Raw genomic sequence first — 16437 nt, 5'->3', positions numbered from 1 at the left:
CTAGTATGATTGCCGGATCATGTCTCGCAAACCTCTTGTCGACCCGCGGCGCGTCCGCGAGGAAATCGCCCAGTCCGCCGCCCGCCTGATCGCGGAGGACGGGCTGGACTACGCCGGCGCGAAACGCAAGGCCGCACGCCAGTTGCTGGGCGATTCTCGCGTTGCCGGCGAATGGCTGCCGGATAACGACCAGATCGAGGAAGAACTGCGCGAGTACCTCGCGCTGTTCCAGAGCGACACGCAGCCGGACGAACTGCGCCTGCTGCGCGAGATCGCGCTCGACTGGATGCGCCGGCTCGCCGAGTTCCGTCCGTATGTGACGGGCGCCGTGCTGAACGGCACCGCGAACGCGCACTCGGACATCCATTTGCAGGCATTCCCCGACAACCCGAAGGATGTTGCGATCTACCTGCTGAACCAGAACATCCAGTACGACGTATCCGAGACGCGGCACTTCGCGGGCCGCGCCGACGTCGAGACACTGAGCTTCCTGTGGCGCCCGCGGCGCGACGTGGACGCGATCGGCATCCACCTCGCGCTTTATGCGAGCGACGACCTGCGCGGCGCGGTCAAGGCCGACTCGCGCGGCCGTGTCGCCCGCGCGGATGCCGCCGCGCTGCGCGCGCTCGTCGAAGCAGGCAAAGCCCCTTCCGAACCGGAATGATTCAACGATGATGATGAAACGCATGCTGGCGCTCGCGGTGATCGCAGCCGCCGCCGTCGCCGGCGGGATCGCCGCCGGCCATTGGTTCCGCGGCACGGCCGACGATGGCGTCGCCGTCGCCGCGCCCGCCGCACAGGGCAGCCCGGTCGACCAGTTGTGGGCGGCGTCGCTGACGAGTGTCGACGGCAAGCCGGCCACGCTGGCCGCTTTCAAGGGCCAGAAGGTCGTCGTCAATTTCTGGGCGTCATGGTGCGGCCCGTGCGTCGAGGAAATGCCCGAGCTCGTCGCGCTGTCGCACCAATACAAGCAGAAAGGCATCCGTTTCATCGGGATCGGCGTCGATTCAGATCAGAACGTGAGGACCTTCCTGCAGAAAGTAAAGGTCGACTACCCCATCTTCGTCAGCGGTTATGCCGGCGCCGATCTGGCCCGTAATTTTGGAAATACGGCGGGCGCATTGCCGTTTACGGTCGTCATCGACGAAACCGGCAAGATTCGCGAGACAAAATTAGGACAAATCCAACCGGCCGAGTTGAAAAAGACCCTCGACGCGCTGTAACCCGCCCGAACGGCGGCCCGCACGTTGGCGGCAATTTATCCGTCGATCGCCGCAATTTCGCGTGAATTCGCCGATACTTTGCATTCGCACCGGTAATTCTTGCGGGTCCGGCTCGCCCGGCCGTTCGGCAAAACTAGACAAATTTCTCTAAATAGCGCTAAAGTTCGCGCAATTCCGCAGAAATAGAAGCGACCATGACACGATTGCTGGTGCTGCACGGCCCGAACCTGAACCTTCTCGGCACCCGGGAACCGGAGGTGTACGGCCGCGTCACGCTGGCGCAGATCGATCAGGCGCTTGCCGCGCGCGCCAAGGAAGCCGGCGCCGAACTGTCGTCGTTCCAGAGCAACCATGAAGGCGCGCTGGTCGACCGCATCCAGGCCGCGCGGGAGGAACAGACCGATTTCATCCTGATCAATCCGGCCGCGTATACGCACACGAGCGTCGCGATCCGGGACGCGATCGCCGGCGTTGGCATCCCGTTCGTCGAGGTTCACTTGTCGAACGTGCATCGCCGCGAAGCGTTCAGGCACCACTCCTACTTTTCCGACCAGGCCGAAGGCGTGATCTGCGGGCTCGGCTGGAAAGGTTATCTGTACGCGCTCGAGTACGCGCTGGACAAGCTGCAAGGCACGTCGCGCGGCTGAATTCGCGATCTAGATTCAGCGCCGGCCCCTAACCGGCGCTTTCACGTATTGAAAGGGGAATTCCCGATGGATCTTCGTAAGCTGAAAACTCTGATCGACCTCGTCTCCGAATCCGGCATCTCCGAGCTGGAAGTGACGGAAGGCGAAGGCAAGGTGCGCATCGTCAAGAACGCGCCGCCGGTCTACGTGCAGCCGACGGCTGGGTATGCCCCGCAAATCAGCGCACCCGCTCCGTCGGTCGCGCTGCCGACCGACGGTGCCGCTGCGCCGGCAGCCGGCGCCGCAGCCGCGCCGGCCGTCCCGCAAGGCCACGTCGTGACGTCGCCGATGGTCGGCACGTTCTATCGCGCGCCGTCGCCGGGCGCGGACCCGTTCGTCCAGGTCGGCGACACGGTCAAGGAAGGCCAGACGATCTGCATCATCGAAGCGATGAAGCTGCTCAACGAGATCGAGTCGGACAAGGCCGGCGTCATCAAGGAAATCCTCGTCGAGAACGGCCAGGCCGTCGAATACGGCCAGCCGCTTTTCGTGATCGGCTAAGCCCGCCGCGCGGCTAACCCAGCCGCGCGCCGCCGATGCTCGCCAGGCGCCGTTCGCGCGCCCCTCGAAGAGACGAATACTCGCTATGTTTGAAAAAATCCTCATTGCCAATCGCGGTGAAATCGCGCTGCGCATCCAGCGCGCGTGCCGCGAGCTCGGCGTCAAGACGGTGGTCGTCTACTCGGAAGCCGACAAGGAAGCCAAGTACGTGCGCCTCGCGGACGAAGCCGTCTGTATCGGTCCGGCCCCGTCGAACCTGAGCTACCTGAACATGCCGGCGCTGATCAGCGCCGCGGAAGTCACCGACGCCGAGGCGATCCACCCCGGCTACGGCTTCCTGTCGGAGAACGCCGATTTCGCGGAACGGGTCGAGCAGTCGGGCTTCACGTTCATCGGCCCGCGCCCGGAAACGATCCGCATGATGGGTGACAAGGTCACCGCGAAGCAGACGATGATCAAGACCGGCGTGCCGTGCGTGCCGGGCTCGGAAGGCGCGTTGCCGGACGATCCGAAGGAGATCGTCAAGATTGCGCGCGCGATCGGCTATCCGGTCATCATCAAGGCGGCCGGCGGCGGTGGCGGGCGCGGGATGCGCGTCGTGCACACCGAGGCTGCGCTCGTCAACGCGGTCAACATGACCCGCGAGGAAGCCGGCCGTGCGTTCGGCAACCCGCAGGTGTACATGGAGAAGTTCCTCGAGAACCCGCGCCACATCGAGATCCAGGTGCTGTCCGACGCGTTCAAGAACGCGATCTGGCTCGGCGAGCGCGACTGCTCGATGCAGCGCCGTCACCAGAAGGTGATCGAGGAAGCGCCGGCGCCCGGCATTCCGCGCCGCCTGATCGACCGCATCGGCGACCGCTGCGCGGACGCGTGCAAGAAGATGGGCTACCTCGGCGCGGGCACGTTCGAATTCCTGTACGAAAACGGCGAGTTCTACTTCATCGAGATGAACACGCGCGTGCAGGTCGAGCATCCGGTGTCGGAACTGATCACGGGCGTCGACATCGTGCAGGAACAGATCCGCATCGCGGCCGGCGAGAAGCTCGCGCTGCGCCAGCGCGACATCCAGTTCCGCGGACATGCGATCGAATGCCGGATCAACGCCGAAGATCCGTTCAAGTTCACGCCGTCGCCGGGCCGGATCACGTCGTGGCATACGCCGGGCGGCCCCGGCGTGCGCGTCGACTCGCATGCGTACAATGGCTATTTCGTGCCGCCGAACTATGATTCGATGATCGGCAAGCTGATCACCTACGGCGCGACCCGCGAGCAGGCGATCAGCCGGATGCGCATCGCGCTGTCGGAGATGGTCGTCGAAGGCATCCAGACCAACATCCCGCTGCACCGCGAGCTGATGATCGACTCGAAGTTCGTCGAAGGCGGCACCAGCATCCACTACCTCGAAAACCGGCTCGCGCAGAAGCTGCAGGTCGCACCGGAAGAAGCGTAAGCATGAGTTATCGCGAACTCGTCGTCGAACTGGCCCGTGAGCATGCGGAGGCACTGTCCGACGCGCTGCTCGACCTCGGCGCGCTGTCGGTGTCCGTCGAGGACGCCGACGCCGACACGCCCGACGAACAGCCGCTCTTCGGCGAGCCCGGCCTCGTGCCCGATCGCACCGCGTGGCAGCACTCGCGCGTGGTCGCGCTGCTGTCGCCCGACCATGAGCCGGCCGTGCTGCTCGCGGCCGCCGCGAACGAGATCGGCCTCGCCGGCGCGCCGAAGTTCGACGTCCGCGAAGTCGAGGAACAGGACTGGGTGCGGCTCACGCAATCGCAGTTCGAGCCGATCCCGATCGGCGAGCGGATCTGGGTCGTGCCGTCGTGGCACGACGCGCCCGATCCCGACGCGCTCGTACTCGAACTCGACCCCGGCCTCGCGTTCGGCACCGGCAGCCACCCGACCACGCGCCTTTGCATGGAATGGCTCGAACAGTCGGTGAAGCCCGGCCAGTCGGTGCTCGACTACGGTTGCGGCTCCGGCATTCTCGCGATCCTCGCGAAGAAATGCGGGGCGAACCCCGTCATCGGCATCGACATCGATCCGCAGGCGGTCGAATCGGCGAGGCAGAACAGCGAGCGCAACCGGGCGGAAGTCACGTACGGCCTGCCCGATGCGTGCCCGGACGGCGAATTCGACATCGTCGTCGCGAACATCCTGTCGAACCCGCTGAAGCTGATGGCGTCGATGCTGGCGTCGAAGGTCAAACCGGGCGGGCGCATCGCGCTGTCGGGCGTGCTCGCGCGCCAGGCGGACGAAGTCGCGGCCGTCTATGCGCGCTACATCGACATCTCGGTCTGGCGCGAACACGAAGGTTGGGTATGCCTCGCCGGAACCCGGCGGGAAAGCCATTAGAATAGCGCTGTCCTTCACTCTGGCCAGCAGGCCGCCCGGCTCGACATGCTTCTTGCGACGCGCTGCCCTCATTGCGAAACCGTCTTCCGGCTGCAGCAGGAACAGCTCTCGCTGCACGAAGGGCTCGTCCGTTGCGGGCATTGCCACGAAGTCTTCAACGCATCGGAATCGCTCGTCCCCGAGCACGCGCAGCAGCCCGAACCAGCCTTGACCGAAACGGCTGCCGCGCCGCACGACGGCGGCGCGCACCATCAGGTCGCGCCCGCGCCTGCACGGCTGTTCACGGCCGACGCGCCGGCCGGGTCGCCGTCCGACATCGACTACAAGCCGGAAGGCTGGGACATGTGGGCGCCGTGGCTCGACGCCGGCGTCGATCCGTCGTTGCAGCACAACGTGCAAACCGTGCGCACCGAGCCGCTGGTGCCGGTCTCGCTCCCGTCCACCGAATCCGGCGTCGTTCACCTGTCGGGTACGCCCGCGCCGTTCCCGCCCCCGACCGAGCTCGACGCATCCGCTGACGCCGCGCAACCGACCGAACCGCATTCGAAGCAGACGGAACAGGAAACCGAAGCATCGCCCGCGCCCGTCGAGCGCGACCCGCGTGAGCCCCGCTTCGTCGCCCACGTTCCATCGGAAGCAGAAACCGCTACCGACGACGTCGAACCCATGGGCAACGCGCACTTCGCAGTACCGGACGACGAGCGCGCTCCGCGCGAACCGCGTTTTGCGTTCGCTCCGGCGCCGGCCGTAACCGTGCCCGAAACCGGATCCGAACCTGATGCCGATGCCGTCACCCGGCACGACAAGACGCCTGCCGCGCCCACCGACATACCCGCCGCGCCGTTCCCGGCCGCGCTGACCGACGACGATCGCCCGCACTTCGCCGTCACGCGCGAAACGCGTGCGCCGCAGCAGCGCGGGATGCTCGGCGGCTTTTTCGGCGGCCTCGTCGCCGCGGTGCTGGCCGTGCTGCTCGTCGCGCAACTCGCGTGGTGGCAACGCGAGACGCTGATGATCTACTGGCCCGTGACGCAGGGCTGGTTCCGCCAGGCCTGCGCGCCGCTCGGCTGCACGGTCGCGCCGCCGCGCGCGATCGACGGCCTGCGGCTCGACGCGACCGACCTGCGCCAGCTCGACGGCCCGCGCGTGCTCGAGCTGAAGGTGCCGCTGACGAACCGCTACCGCGTCGCACTCGCGTACCCGTCGCTCGAACTGACGCTGCTCGACGACACCAATCACGTCACCGTGCGCCGCGTGCTCGCGCCGCGCGAATACGTGCGCCCGGGCACGCCGATCGACGCCGGGCTGCCGCCCGGCACGACGCAGACGATGGTCGTCCGCGTCGAAACGAACGGCATGCCCGCCTCGAATTTCCGCGTCCAGATCTTCTATCCGTGACGCGCCGCGGCGCGCGCCTGCGCGCCCGTCTCAACCCGCGCGCCCGAGCGGCGCGCTATTTCGGAGCACGAACATGAGCAAAGTTACGCTGGGTGGCAACCCGATCGAAATCGCCGGCACGTTCCCGGCCGTCGGCGCCCAAGCCGCCGATTTCAAGCTGGTCGGCAAGGACCTCGCCGACCTGTCGCTCGCCAGCTTCGCCGGCAAGCGCAAGGTGCTGAACATCGTGCCGAGCCTCGACACGCCGACCTGCGCGACGTCGACCCGCAAGTTCAACGAAGCCGCGTCGTCGCTCGACAACACGGTCGTGGTGGTCGTGTCCGCCGACCTGCCGTTCGCCGCCACGCGCTTCTGCACGACCGAAGGCCTCGCGAACGTCGTGACGGCTTCGACGTTCCGCACCGGCCGCGCATTCGCGAACGCGTACGGCGTCGACGTGACGAGCGGCCCGCTGAACGGCCTGACCGCACGTGCCGTCGTCGTGCTCGACGCGCAGGACAAGGTGATCCACGCGGAACTCGTCGGCGAAATCAAGGACGAGCCGAACTACGACGCCGCGCTCGCCGCACTGAAGTAACCCGCTGCCGCCCGGCCCTGCCGCGCGAGGCCCGACGGGCCAACCGCGCTGGCCGGGCGGCCGCTTCCCTTTGCTCTCTACAGGAACGCACGCCTTGACTACGCTGATTTGCGGCTCGCTCGCCTACGACAACATCATGACCTTCGAAGGCCGGTTCCGCGAGCACATCCTGCCCGACCAGGTTCACCTTCTGAACGTGAGCTTCCTCGTGCCGACGATGCGACGCGAATTCGGCGGTTGCGCGGGGAACATCGCTTACGCGCTGCACATGCTCGGCGGCGACGCGCGCATCATGGCGACGGTCGGCGCGAACGACGCGGACCGCTATCTCGAACGCCTCGACGGCCTCGGCCTGTCGAAGGCAAGCGTGCGCGTGGTGCCCGAAACGCACACCGCGCAGGCGATGATCACGACCGATCTCGACAACAACCAGATCACCGCATTCCACCCGGGCGCGATGATGCAGTCGCACCTGAACCGCGCGGACGAAGTGGCGGGCGTGAAGCTCGGCATCGTCGCGCCGGACGGCTTCGACGGGATGGTCCAGCACGCCGAGCAATTCGCGAAGGCCGGCATCCCGTTCGTCTTCGATCCGGGCCAGGGCCTGCCGCTGTTCGACGGTGCGACGCTGCGCCGCATCATTGAACTCGCGACGTTCGTAGCGGTCAACGACTACGAAGGCAAGCTCGTCAGCGACAAGACGGGCTGGTCCGAACAGGAAATCGCCAGCCGGGTTCAGGCGTTGATCATCACGCGCGGCGAGCACGGCTCCACCATTCTTCATAAAAACGGCGAAGAACAGATTCCCGTCGTGGCTGCCGAGCGTGTCGTCGATCCGACCGGCTGCGGCGATGCCTTCCGGGGCGGCCTGCTGTACGGCATCGAGAATGGCCTCGACTGGGCAACCACGGGCCGCCTCGCGAGCCTGATGGGCTCGATCAAGATCGCCCATCAGGGGCCCCAGACTTACGTACTGACGCGCGCCGAAATCGATGCGCGCTTCGAGGCTGCATTCGGTTACAGTCTCAAATGAATATTGTGGGAGAGCAAAGATGTTGACGAAAAAAACCCTCACGCTCGCGGCCATGCTGACGGCCACGCTGACCCTCGCTGGCTGCTTCACGGCCCCCGGTTCGGCAGATGTCTATAGCGTCGGCCAGGCGCAGCGCGAACAGACGGTCCGCATGGGCGTGGTCGAAAGCGTCCGTGCGGTGCGCATCCAGTCCGACGGCGGCGGCAGCGCGATCGGCACGCTCGGCGGCGGCGCACTCGGCGCAGTCGCGGGCAGCGCGATCGGCGGCGGCAAGGGGTCGATCCTGACGGCGATCGCCGGCGGCCTCGTCGGCGCGGTCGCGGGCAACGCGGTCGGCGAAAACCTCAGCACGGCGAACGGTGTCGAAATCACCGTACGCCTCGACAACGGCGACCTGCGCTCGATCACGCAGGCAGCGAGCGGCGAAGCGTTCCGCGCCGGCGAGCGTGTGCGACTGCTGTCGAGCGGCGGCGTCACGCGCGTCACGCACTAACCAGGTACCTCAGCACGCGGCGCAAGCCGCGGTCGAACGCATGTGCGAAGCTGCACATGCGTTTTTTTTCGTCCGCACTCGCCGGCCGGCACATGGGCGAATGCGGACGAAAAAAATCCCGCCACCTGAGCCAGATGGCGGGACTGATTGAGTAGCGCTACTCAACCCACGGACACCACGTGAGTGTCCGGGTGGTGCTGGTCAGCCGCGATTACGGACGGCTGCCGGTCGGGAACGGCCATGCCGCTGCCGGATTGAGCGCGGTCTTCACGCCCGATGCCGGCGCAACCGATGCGGTCGACGCGGTCGTTGCCGGCGCAGCCTTCTTCACGACGGCCTTCTTCGGAGCAGCAGCCTTCTTCGCAGGCGCAGCAGCCTTCGTCGCCGGAGCGGCAGCCTTCTTCGCAGGGGCAGCCTTCTTGGCGGGCGCAGCCTTCTTCGCAGCGGCCTTCTTCGCAGGCGCAGCCTTCTTCGCGGCGGCCTTCTTCGCAGGCGCGGCCTTCTTCGCAGCAGCCTTCTTGGCCGGTGCGGCCTTCTTCGCAGCAACCTTCTTCACTGCGACTTTCTTGGCTGCAACCTTCTTCGCAGCGGCCTTCTTGGCCGGCGCTGCCTTCTTCGCAGCAACCTTCTTCACTGCGACTTTCTTCGCTGCAACCTTCTTCGTTGCGACCTTCTTTGCAGCGGCCTTCTTCGCCGGTGCTGCCTTCTTCGCGGCAACCTTCTTCACCGCGACCTTCTTCGCAGCAACCTTCTTCACTGCAGCGGCCTTCTTCGCCGGAGCAGCAGCCTTCTTCGCAACGGTCTTCTTGGCAGCAACCTTCTTAGCAGCCGGTTTCTTCTTGGCGGTAGCCATGTTGTTCTCCTTCAGGTTCAGATGAGAGTCAGTTCAAACTACACCCTTCGTCAAAACCCGCTTCCCGCGGACGCTGTTCAGGACGTGCGCTTCGAAGCGGGCTATTCATCGGCGTACGCGGATACCGCGCGCTTACGCTAATGAATACGGTATGGCGCGCGTGACCCCTTGGCCTCGCGCGCCAAATCAAGTCGGTAGCCGGCGCACCTCGCGCCGCTACCCCTAATCGCTTGATCAAGCGGACCGCCACACGGCCGTCCGCTTTATCCGGAGGGAAGTTTGCCCATCCCACTGAAGGGTTCGCAAAGTGCCGGTCGTATCGTTGGGCCGTTAAGGCACCGGGCATGCTTTGCATCAGGCGTTCTTGCTCCTAAACCTTGGGCCGGGGCCGAGAGGCCGCCGGCTGCTCCATCATGTAACGGGTTCGCTGCTGCGGGTCATTCCCAGGACAGCGCGCCCCCCGTCTGATACTCGATCACACGCGTCTCGAAGAAGTTGCGCTCCTTCTTCAGGTCGATCATCTCGCTCATCCACGGGAACGGGTTTTCCTCGTTCGGGTACAGCGGATCGAGGCCGATCTGCTGGCAACGGCGGTTGCTGATGAAGCGCAGATAGCTCTTGAACATCGACGCGTTCAAACCCAGCACGCCGCGCGGCATCGTGTCCTCGGCGTAGCGGTATTCGAGTTCGACAGCCTGCTTGAACAGCTCGCGAATCTCGGCGCGGAATTCCGCGGTCCAGAGATGCGGATTCTCGAGCTTGATCTGGTTGATCAGGTCGATGCCGAAGTTGCAGTGCATCGACTCGTCGCGCAGGATGTACTGATATTGCTCTGCAGCACCCGTCATCTTGTTCTGGCGGCCGAGTGCGAGGATCTGCGTGAACCCGACATAGAAGAACAGGCCTTCCATGATGCAGGCGAACACGATCAGCGACTTCAGCAGCTTCTGATCCGCTTCGAGCGTGCCGGTCTTGAAGGCCGGGTCCGTCAGCGTGTGGATGAACGGGATCAGGAATTCGTCCTTCGCGCGGATCGACGTGACCTCGTGGTACGCGTTGAAGATCTCGCCTTCGTCGAGACCGAGCGATTCGACAATGTATTGGTACGCGTGCGTGTGGATCGCCTCTTCGAACGCCTGGCGCAGCAGGAACTGCCGGCACTCGGGCGCCGTGATGTGGCGGTACGTGCCGAGCACGATGTTGTTCGCCGCGAGCGAATCGGCCGTCACGAAGAAGCCGAGGTTGCGCTTCACGATGCGGCGCTCGTCCTCGGTCAGACCGTTCGGGTCCTTCCACAGAGCGATGTCGCGGGACATGTTGATTTCCTGCGGCATCCAGTGGTTCGCGCAACCGGCCAGATACTTTTCCCACGCCCACTTGTACTTGAACGGCACCAGCTGATTGACGTCAGTCTGGCCGTTGATGATGCGCTTGTCGGCGACATTGACCCGCGCTTCCGAACCGCCGGCGGGAACAGCCGATGCTTGCGGCGGCACCGCGAGATCGCCTTCGAAAATGTCGCGGACCTGATGGGCGGCAGGCGACGCAGCCTGCATTCCGACAGCCACTCCTGCGGGGGCGCGCATCGCATTGTGCTGCGCTCCGCTCGCGGGAGTTACGGCAGTCTTCTCGTCATCCCAGTTGAGCATAAATTCTCACCATCAATTTAGAACGGTTTGTACCATCTTTTCCTGAGCGATAAAAGGGTTCGCTCACGAAAAATCCTTTTTTCGATTCGCGTTGCGACCTCGATACAACACTTTGAGCAACGCATCGTCGTTCATGCAGAGCGCGACGTGTGTCGCGCGTGTATCGCGAGGTGCGCTCGACGCATCGAACGCTGATCGAAACGCGACGTCGTCGGGGATGTTTCGATCGCTTGTCACTGCCTGCAACGCAGGTGCCGCGTTACAGATTCCTTATCATTTTTTTAGTTGAGAGCGGCGCACACTTCAACCTCGATCGGTCGTCGTGCGCGCCGCCCGGCACATCTTCAGGTCAGGCGCGTTGCGTTACTGGCACGCTTCGCATTCGTCGAAGCCCGGATCGCCCGGACGCATCGTGCACACCGGACCGTCGGCCTCGACCGGTGCGAGTGCCGCCGCTGCACCGATCGCGCCCGACGACGCACCGCCACCCGCCGCACCGAAGCCGCCTGCAGCGCCTTGCGCGCCGCCGCTGCTCGAACCGCCACCCGTCGGCACTGCGTTCAGCGCGCCGTGTGCGACCGTCGACTTCTCGACGTGCGTCGCCGCCATCGTGCGGAGGTAGTAGGTCGTCTTCAGGCCGCGCAGCCATGCGAGCTTGTAGACCTCGTCGAGCTTCTTGCCCGACGCGCCGCCCATGTAGATGTTCAGCGACTGCGCCTGGTCGATCCACTTCTGGCGACGCGATGCCGCTTCGACCAGCCACGTCGGGTCGACTTCGAACGCGGTCGCATAGATCGCGCGCAGGTCGGCCGGGATGCGGTCGATGCGCGACAGCATGCCGTCGAAGTACTTCAGGTCGGCGACCATCACTTCGTCCCACAGGCCGCGTTCCTTCAGGTCGCGAACGAGGTACTCGTTCACCACCGTGAATTCGCCCGACAGGTTCGACTTCACGTACAGGTTCTGGAAGGTCGGCTCGATGCATGCCGACACGCCGATGATGTTCGAGATCGTCGCCGTCGGCGCGATCGCGACGCAGTTCGAGTTGCGCATGCCGTGCGCGGCGATCCGCGAACGCAGCGTCGTCCAGTCGAGCGACTCGGACGTGTCGACCTCGACGTAGCCGCCGCGCGCTTCGGCCAGCAGCTTCAGCGTGTCCTGCGGGAGGATGCCGCGATCCCACAGCGAGCCGCGGTAGCTCGAGTAGCGGCCGCGTTCCTCGGCCAGTTCGGTCGACGCGTGGTACGCGTAGTAGCAGACCGCTTCCATCGAACGATCGGCGAACTCGACCGCCGCTTCCGACGCGTACGGCGTGCGCAGCAGGTGCAGGCAGTCCTGGAAGCCCATGATGCCCATGCCGACCGGACGGTGCTTCAGGTTCGAGTTACGCGCCTTCGGCACCGCGTAGTAGTTGATGTCGATCACGTTGTCGAGCATGCGCATCGCGACGCTGATCGTGCGCTTCAGCTTGTCGTGGTCGAGCGCGTAGCTGCCGTCGGCCTGCTTCACCAGGTGGGCGACGAGGTTCACCGAGCCGAGGTTGCACACCGCGATTTCGGTGTCGCTCGTGTTCAGCGTGATTTCCGTGCACAGGTTCGACGAGTGGACGACGCCGACGTGCTGCTGCGGCGAGCGCACGTTGCACGGATCCTTGAACGTGATCCACGGGTGGCCCGTCTCGAACAGCATGCCGAGCATCTTGCGCCAGAGCTGCGCCGCCGGGACCTTCTTGAACAGCTTGATCTCGCCGCGCGCGACCTTCTCTTCGTAAGCGGTGTAAGCCTTCTCGAAATCGGCGCCGAACTTGTCGTGCAGGTCCGGGCAGGTCGACGGCGAGAACAGCGTCCAGTCGGTGCCTTCCATCACGCGCTTCATGAACAGGTCGGGAATCCAGTTCGCCGTGTTCATGTCGTGCGTGCGGCGGCGATCGTCGCCCGTGTTCTTGCGCAGCTCGAGGAATTCCTCGATGTCGAGGTGCCAGGATTCGAGGTACGCGCAGACCGCGCCCTTGCGCTTGCCGCCCTGGTTGACCGCGACGGCCGTGTCGTTCACGACCTTCAGGAACGGGACCACGCCTTGCGACTTGCCGTTCGTGCCCTTGATATGCGAGCCGAGTGCGCGCACGCGCGTCCAGTCGTTGCCGAGACCGCCGGCGAACTTCGACAGCAGCGCGTTTTCCTTCAGCGCTTCGTAGATGCCGTCGAGATCGTCCGCGACCGTCGTCAGGTAGCACGACGACAGCTGCGAGCGATGCGTGCCCGAGTTGAACAGCGTCGGCGTCGAACTCATGAAGTCGAAGCTCGACAGCACGTTGTAGAACTCGATCGCGCGCGTTTCGCGGTCGATCTCGTTCAGCGACAGGCCCATCGCGACGCGCATGAAGAATGCCTGCGGCATTTCGATGCGGGTGCCTTCGACGTGCAGGAAGTAGCGGTCGTACAGCGTCTGCAGGCCGAGGTAGCCGAACTGCAGGTCGCGGTTCGCGTCGAGCGCTTCACCGAGGCGCTTCAGGTCGAACTGCAGCAGCTTGTCGTCGAGCAGGCCGGCGTCGACGCCGCGCTTCAGGAACTGCGGGAAGTATTCCGCGTAGCGGGCCGACATCTCGGCCTGCACCACTTCCTCGCCGAGGATCTCGCGACGGATCGTGTGCAGCAGGATGCGGGCCGTGACCTGGCTGTATGCCGGGTCCTTCTCGATCATCGTGCGCGCAGCGAGGATCGCCGAGTCGTAGACCTGGCTCATCGGCACGCCGTCGTACAGGTTCTTCACCGTCTCCGCGACGATCGGCTCAGGGTTAACCGCAGCGCCGAGGCCATCGCACGACGACACGATCAGCGCGCGCAGCGCGTTCAGGTCGAGCGGACGCGAGACGCCGTTGTCGACGACGTTGATGCCGGTGCTCGACTCGCCGCCTGCCGCTGCTGCTTCCTCGCCCGCATGCTGGCGCTCGAGGTGACGCTTCTCGCGATACAGCACGTACGCACGCGCGACGTTGTGCTCGCCGCCGCGCATCAGCGCGAGTTCGACCTGGTCCTGGATGTCTTCGATATGGAACGTCCCGCCGTTCGGGCGGCTGCGCACGAGCGCGCGCACGACGTTGTGCGTCAGCTGTTCGACCTGCTCGCGCACGCGCGCCGATGCCGCGCCCTGCCCGCCGTTGACGGCCAGGAAAGCCTTGGTCACCGCGATCGCGATCTTCGAAGGCTCGAACGATACGACGCTGCCGTTGCGGCGGATCACCTTGTAGTCGGCGAACGTGGCCTGCGGCGCGAGCGCCTGCGCGCCCTGTTCGGTCCCGCCGAGCGGACGGCTCGAGGCGCTCTCGTACTGGGACGTCGCGTTGTCGGTGGTTTGCATGTGCAAAGCTCCTGGTGTTGGATGGTGCGGAGAGAACCGCGGATTAAAACGAACGCTGCGCAATGCGGTGCGCGAGCGGTAAGAGGCGAGCGATGCGCCGGGGAAGCCGGTTCGGCCGATGCGCGACAACCGAGCCGGTCGTGTGCTTCGTCATGTGTACCCTGCCCCGTCGAAGTTCGCTGCGCTGATCGCGACGCCCGGACCGCCCGGCCTGACGCGCCGCCCTGAGAACCCTGTCCGCCGGCGTTGCCCGCCGGCCGGTGCCGCTCGGGTTTTCCCCTGCGACACACACTATATCTAGTGCAGAACTGCTCAACTGGCACCAAGTATAGTGGACATTCGGACGACGTCCAAACGGATAATTTGCGATGAAGGTCTTGACATCGCTCACGCGCCGACACGACAAGGCATTGGTCGGAGAAAAAACTTTCTCCGGTCAAAAAACCCCGCGATCAGTGCTGACGGAAAGGAAAGTATCCGGCGGAAAAACCGGCATCGCTCGCGAAGCGTTGCCAATCGAAATGCGGGCCCGGGTCGGTCTTGCGGCCCGGCGCGACGTCCGAGTGCCCCGCGAATGCGTCGACCGGATAGCGTGCGGCGAGCGCACGGGTGAGCGCGGCGAGCATCGCGTACTGCGCGTCGTCGAACCGCACGTCGTCCGCGCCTTCGAGTTCGATGCCGATCGAGAAGTCGTTGCAGCGCGGCCGGCCGAAGAACTCGGACGAGCCCGCGTGCCACGCGCGCTCGTCGCACGACACGAACTGCACGAGTTCGCCGCTGCGGCGGATCAGGAAGTGCGCGGACACGCGCACGCCGCGCAGGTGGCTCTGGTAATAGGGGTGTGCATCGCAGTCGAGGCGATTCAGGAACAGCGCCTCGATCGCGTCGCCGCCGAATTCGCCGGGCGGCAGGCTGATGTTGTGGACGACCACGAGCGTCGGCACCGCCCCCGCGGGACGCGCCTCGAAGTTCGGCGACGGCGCATGGCGCGCTTCGCGCACCCAGCCGTTCGCGTCGACCGACAACGGCGCCGCGTCGCTCATCGTGCGTCGCGACCGCCCGCGCGCGCGGCGTGGCGCTGTGCGTGCTCGGCACTGCAGAAGTATTCGCCGCCCGCGGCGACGGCATCGCCCTTCGGTGCATGCACGCCGCATTCGGCGCAGCGCACCATCGGTTCGGGCAGCGACCGCGCGTCGCCGTTCGGACGCGCAGCGCCGGCACCCGGCGCGCCGCCGTCACCCGCGCCGCGGCCGGTGCGCGCCTGCGCGTGCTCCTGGGCCTGGCGCACCTTGCGTGCGAGCCACGAGCCGGCGAAGAAGAGAAGAATCAGGAGAAGAATCTGTCGCATCGGAAACCTGCGGTCAAACCACGGAACGGTGCAGCAGCACCTCGAAAACGAACCGGCTGCCGACATACGCGAGCAGCAGCGCGGCGAACGACACGAGCACCCAGCGCGCGGCGCCGCGCCCGCGCCAGCCCGACGTCTTGCGGGCGACCAGCAGGCCGCCGAACATCAGCCACGACAGGATCGCGAACACGGTCTTGTGGTCGAGCCGCAGCGCGCGCGCATCGACCTGCTCGCTGAACAGGATGCCCGACGCGAGCGTCAGCGTGAGCAGCACGAAGCCGGCGCCGATCAGGCGGAACAGCAGCTTCTCGAGCGTGAGCAGCGGCGGCAGCGTTTCGAGCCAGCTCGCGATCCAGCCCGTCGAACCGTCGCGCCCGCCGTTGCGCAGCGATTGCAGGCGCCGCTCGACCATCAGCATCAGGATCGCGTGCAGCGCGGCGATCGCGAACAGGCCGTACGCGATGTTCGCGATCAGGAAGTGCAGCTTGAACAGCGGTGCCGCGGCATAAGGAAGCACCCGCACGCCGCCGAACACGAGCGGCAGCAGCGACGCGCCGCACGCGAGCGGCAGCACCAGCAGGCGCAGGCTGTCGAGCGGGAAGAAAAAGCTCTCGATCCAGTAGATGCCCGCGCCGAGCCAGAACATCGCGGACAGCGCGAACGCGAAACCGAACACCATCGAGTCGTTCGGAAAGATCGTCATGTGGAGCAGCACGCCGTGCGCGACGAGCGCGGCGAACAGCAGCGCGCGGCCGGCCCCGCTCATCCCGGACGCGGCGGACGCGGGAACCGGCACGGCCGGCACGCTCGCGACGAGCGGCGTCGCGCCCTGGCGGTGCGTGCGCCAGCCTGCGACGGCGAGGCCGCCGTACAGGAATGCGGTGAGGGCATACAGTACAATATCCATGTTCGAAGTTTACACTAGGCCCCCTTCCCGCGACGGCTCCCTTTGTTCGGTTCC

Annotated in this window: 17 protein-coding genes; 10 read left to right on the top strand and 7 right to left on the bottom strand. The window is 65.6% G+C overall.

Annotated elements, in window-relative coordinates; genetic code table 11:
* Nucleotides 1-19 precede the first annotated feature (19 nt).
* The 10 genes from LXM88_RS07880 to LXM88_RS07835 all read left to right on the top strand — a co-directional run bounded on the left by LXM88_RS07880 (nt 20) and on the right by LXM88_RS07835 (nt 8269).
* Entirely contained in the window at nt 20-664 is a 645-nt protein-coding gene (locus LXM88_RS07880) for a UDP-N-acetylmuramate--alanine ligase (RefSeq protein WP_262540839.1), read from the top strand.
* 7 nt (nt 665-671) lie between these two features.
* Nucleotides 672-1223, top strand: coding sequence for a TlpA family protein disulfide reductase (locus LXM88_RS07875; RefSeq protein WP_262542816.1), 552 nt, complete (start codon nt 672-674; stop codon nt 1221-1223).
* A 194-nt stretch (nt 1224-1417) separates the two neighbouring features.
* Complete coding sequence (gene aroQ / locus LXM88_RS07870; RefSeq protein WP_262540837.1) at nt 1418-1870, top strand: type II 3-dehydroquinate dehydratase; 453 nt, start codon at nt 1418-1420, stop codon at nt 1868-1870.
* A gap of 66 nt (nt 1871-1936) precedes the next feature.
* Complete coding sequence (accB, locus tag LXM88_RS07865; RefSeq protein WP_262540836.1) at nt 1937-2410, top strand: acetyl-CoA carboxylase biotin carboxyl carrier protein; 474 nt, start codon at nt 1937-1939, stop codon at nt 2408-2410.
* 85 nt (nt 2411-2495) lie between these two features.
* On the top strand, nt 2496-3863 hold the full coding sequence (gene accC, locus LXM88_RS07860; protein ID WP_174420919.1) for an acetyl-CoA carboxylase biotin carboxylase subunit: 1368 nt from the start codon (nt 2496-2498) through the stop codon (nt 3861-3863).
* A 2-nt stretch (nt 3864-3865) separates the two neighbouring features.
* A complete protein-coding gene (gene prmA, locus LXM88_RS07855; protein WP_047899753.1) occupies nt 3866-4768 on the top strand; it encodes a 50S ribosomal protein L11 methyltransferase in 903 nt (300 codons plus the stop codon).
* Nucleotides 4769-4813: 45 nt separating this feature from the next.
* Nucleotides 4814-6166, top strand: a complete 1353-nt coding sequence (locus LXM88_RS07850) for a DUF3426 domain-containing protein (RefSeq protein ID WP_262540832.1) — start codon at nt 4814-4816, stop codon at nt 6164-6166.
* A 73-nt stretch (nt 6167-6239) separates the two neighbouring features.
* Nucleotides 6240-6743 (top strand): thiol peroxidase, encoded by a 504-nt coding sequence (tpx, locus tag LXM88_RS07845; RefSeq protein ID WP_262540830.1) that lies wholly within the window; start codon nt 6240-6242, stop codon nt 6741-6743.
* Nucleotides 6744-6837: 94 nt separating this feature from the next.
* Nucleotides 6838-7776, top strand: a complete 939-nt coding sequence (locus tag LXM88_RS07840) for a carbohydrate kinase family protein (RefSeq protein WP_262540829.1) — start codon at nt 6838-6840, stop codon at nt 7774-7776.
* 19 nt (nt 7777-7795) lie between these two features.
* Complete coding sequence (locus LXM88_RS07835) at nt 7796-8269, top strand: glycine zipper 2TM domain-containing protein (protein WP_047899750.1); 474 nt, start codon at nt 7796-7798, stop codon at nt 8267-8269.
* Between the two features lie 211 nt (nt 8270-8480).
* On the opposite strand, the gene LXM88_RS07830 is transcribed toward LXM88_RS07835, so the two are convergent.
* The 7 genes from LXM88_RS07830 to LXM88_RS07800 all read right to left on the bottom strand — a co-directional run bounded on the left by LXM88_RS07830 (nt 8481) and on the right by LXM88_RS07800 (nt 16383).
* Nucleotides 8481-9122 carry a histone H1-like DNA-binding protein gene (locus LXM88_RS07830; RefSeq protein ID WP_262540827.1) on the bottom strand — a complete coding sequence of 214 codons (642 nt, stop codon included), beginning with the start codon at nt 9120-9122 and terminating at the stop codon, nt 8481-8483.
* 28 nt (nt 9123-9150) lie between these two features.
* Nucleotides 9151-9477 (bottom strand): hypothetical protein, encoded by a 327-nt coding sequence (locus LXM88_RS07825; RefSeq protein WP_262540825.1) that lies wholly within the window; start codon nt 9475-9477, stop codon nt 9151-9153.
* 82 nt (nt 9478-9559) lie between these two features.
* Nucleotides 9560-10771 (bottom strand): ribonucleotide-diphosphate reductase subunit beta, encoded by a 1212-nt coding sequence (locus tag LXM88_RS07820; protein ID WP_047899748.1) that lies wholly within the window; start codon nt 10769-10771, stop codon nt 9560-9562.
* 363 nt (nt 10772-11134) lie between these two features.
* Nucleotides 11135-14128 (bottom strand): ribonucleoside-diphosphate reductase subunit alpha, encoded by a 2994-nt coding sequence (locus tag LXM88_RS07815; RefSeq protein ID WP_262540824.1) that lies wholly within the window; start codon nt 14126-14128, stop codon nt 11135-11137.
* Nucleotides 14129-14580: 452 nt separating this feature from the next.
* Nucleotides 14581-15171: a 1,6-anhydro-N-acetylmuramyl-L-alanine amidase AmpD gene (ampD, locus tag LXM88_RS07810; RefSeq protein ID WP_262540822.1), complete on the bottom strand. Its 591-nt coding sequence runs from the start codon at nt 15169-15171 to the stop codon at nt 14581-14583.
* Nucleotides 15168-15476, bottom strand: coding sequence for a PP0621 family protein (locus LXM88_RS07805; RefSeq protein ID WP_262540821.1), 309 nt, complete (start codon nt 15474-15476; stop codon nt 15168-15170). Before LXM88_RS07805 ends, ampD begins: the two co-directional genes overlap by 4 nt.
* 13 nt (nt 15477-15489) lie before the next feature.
* Complete coding sequence (locus LXM88_RS07800) at nt 15490-16383, bottom strand: cytochrome C assembly family protein (protein ID WP_262540820.1); 894 nt, start codon at nt 16381-16383, stop codon at nt 15490-15492.
* Between the last annotated feature and the right edge of the window lie 54 nt (nt 16384-16437).

The organism is Burkholderia sp. S-53, assembly GCF_025560745.1.
GTDB lineage: Bacteria > Pseudomonadota > Gammaproteobacteria > Burkholderiales > Burkholderiaceae > Burkholderia > Burkholderia pyrrocinia.
This window is presented reverse-complemented; position numbering and strand designations above follow the sequence as displayed.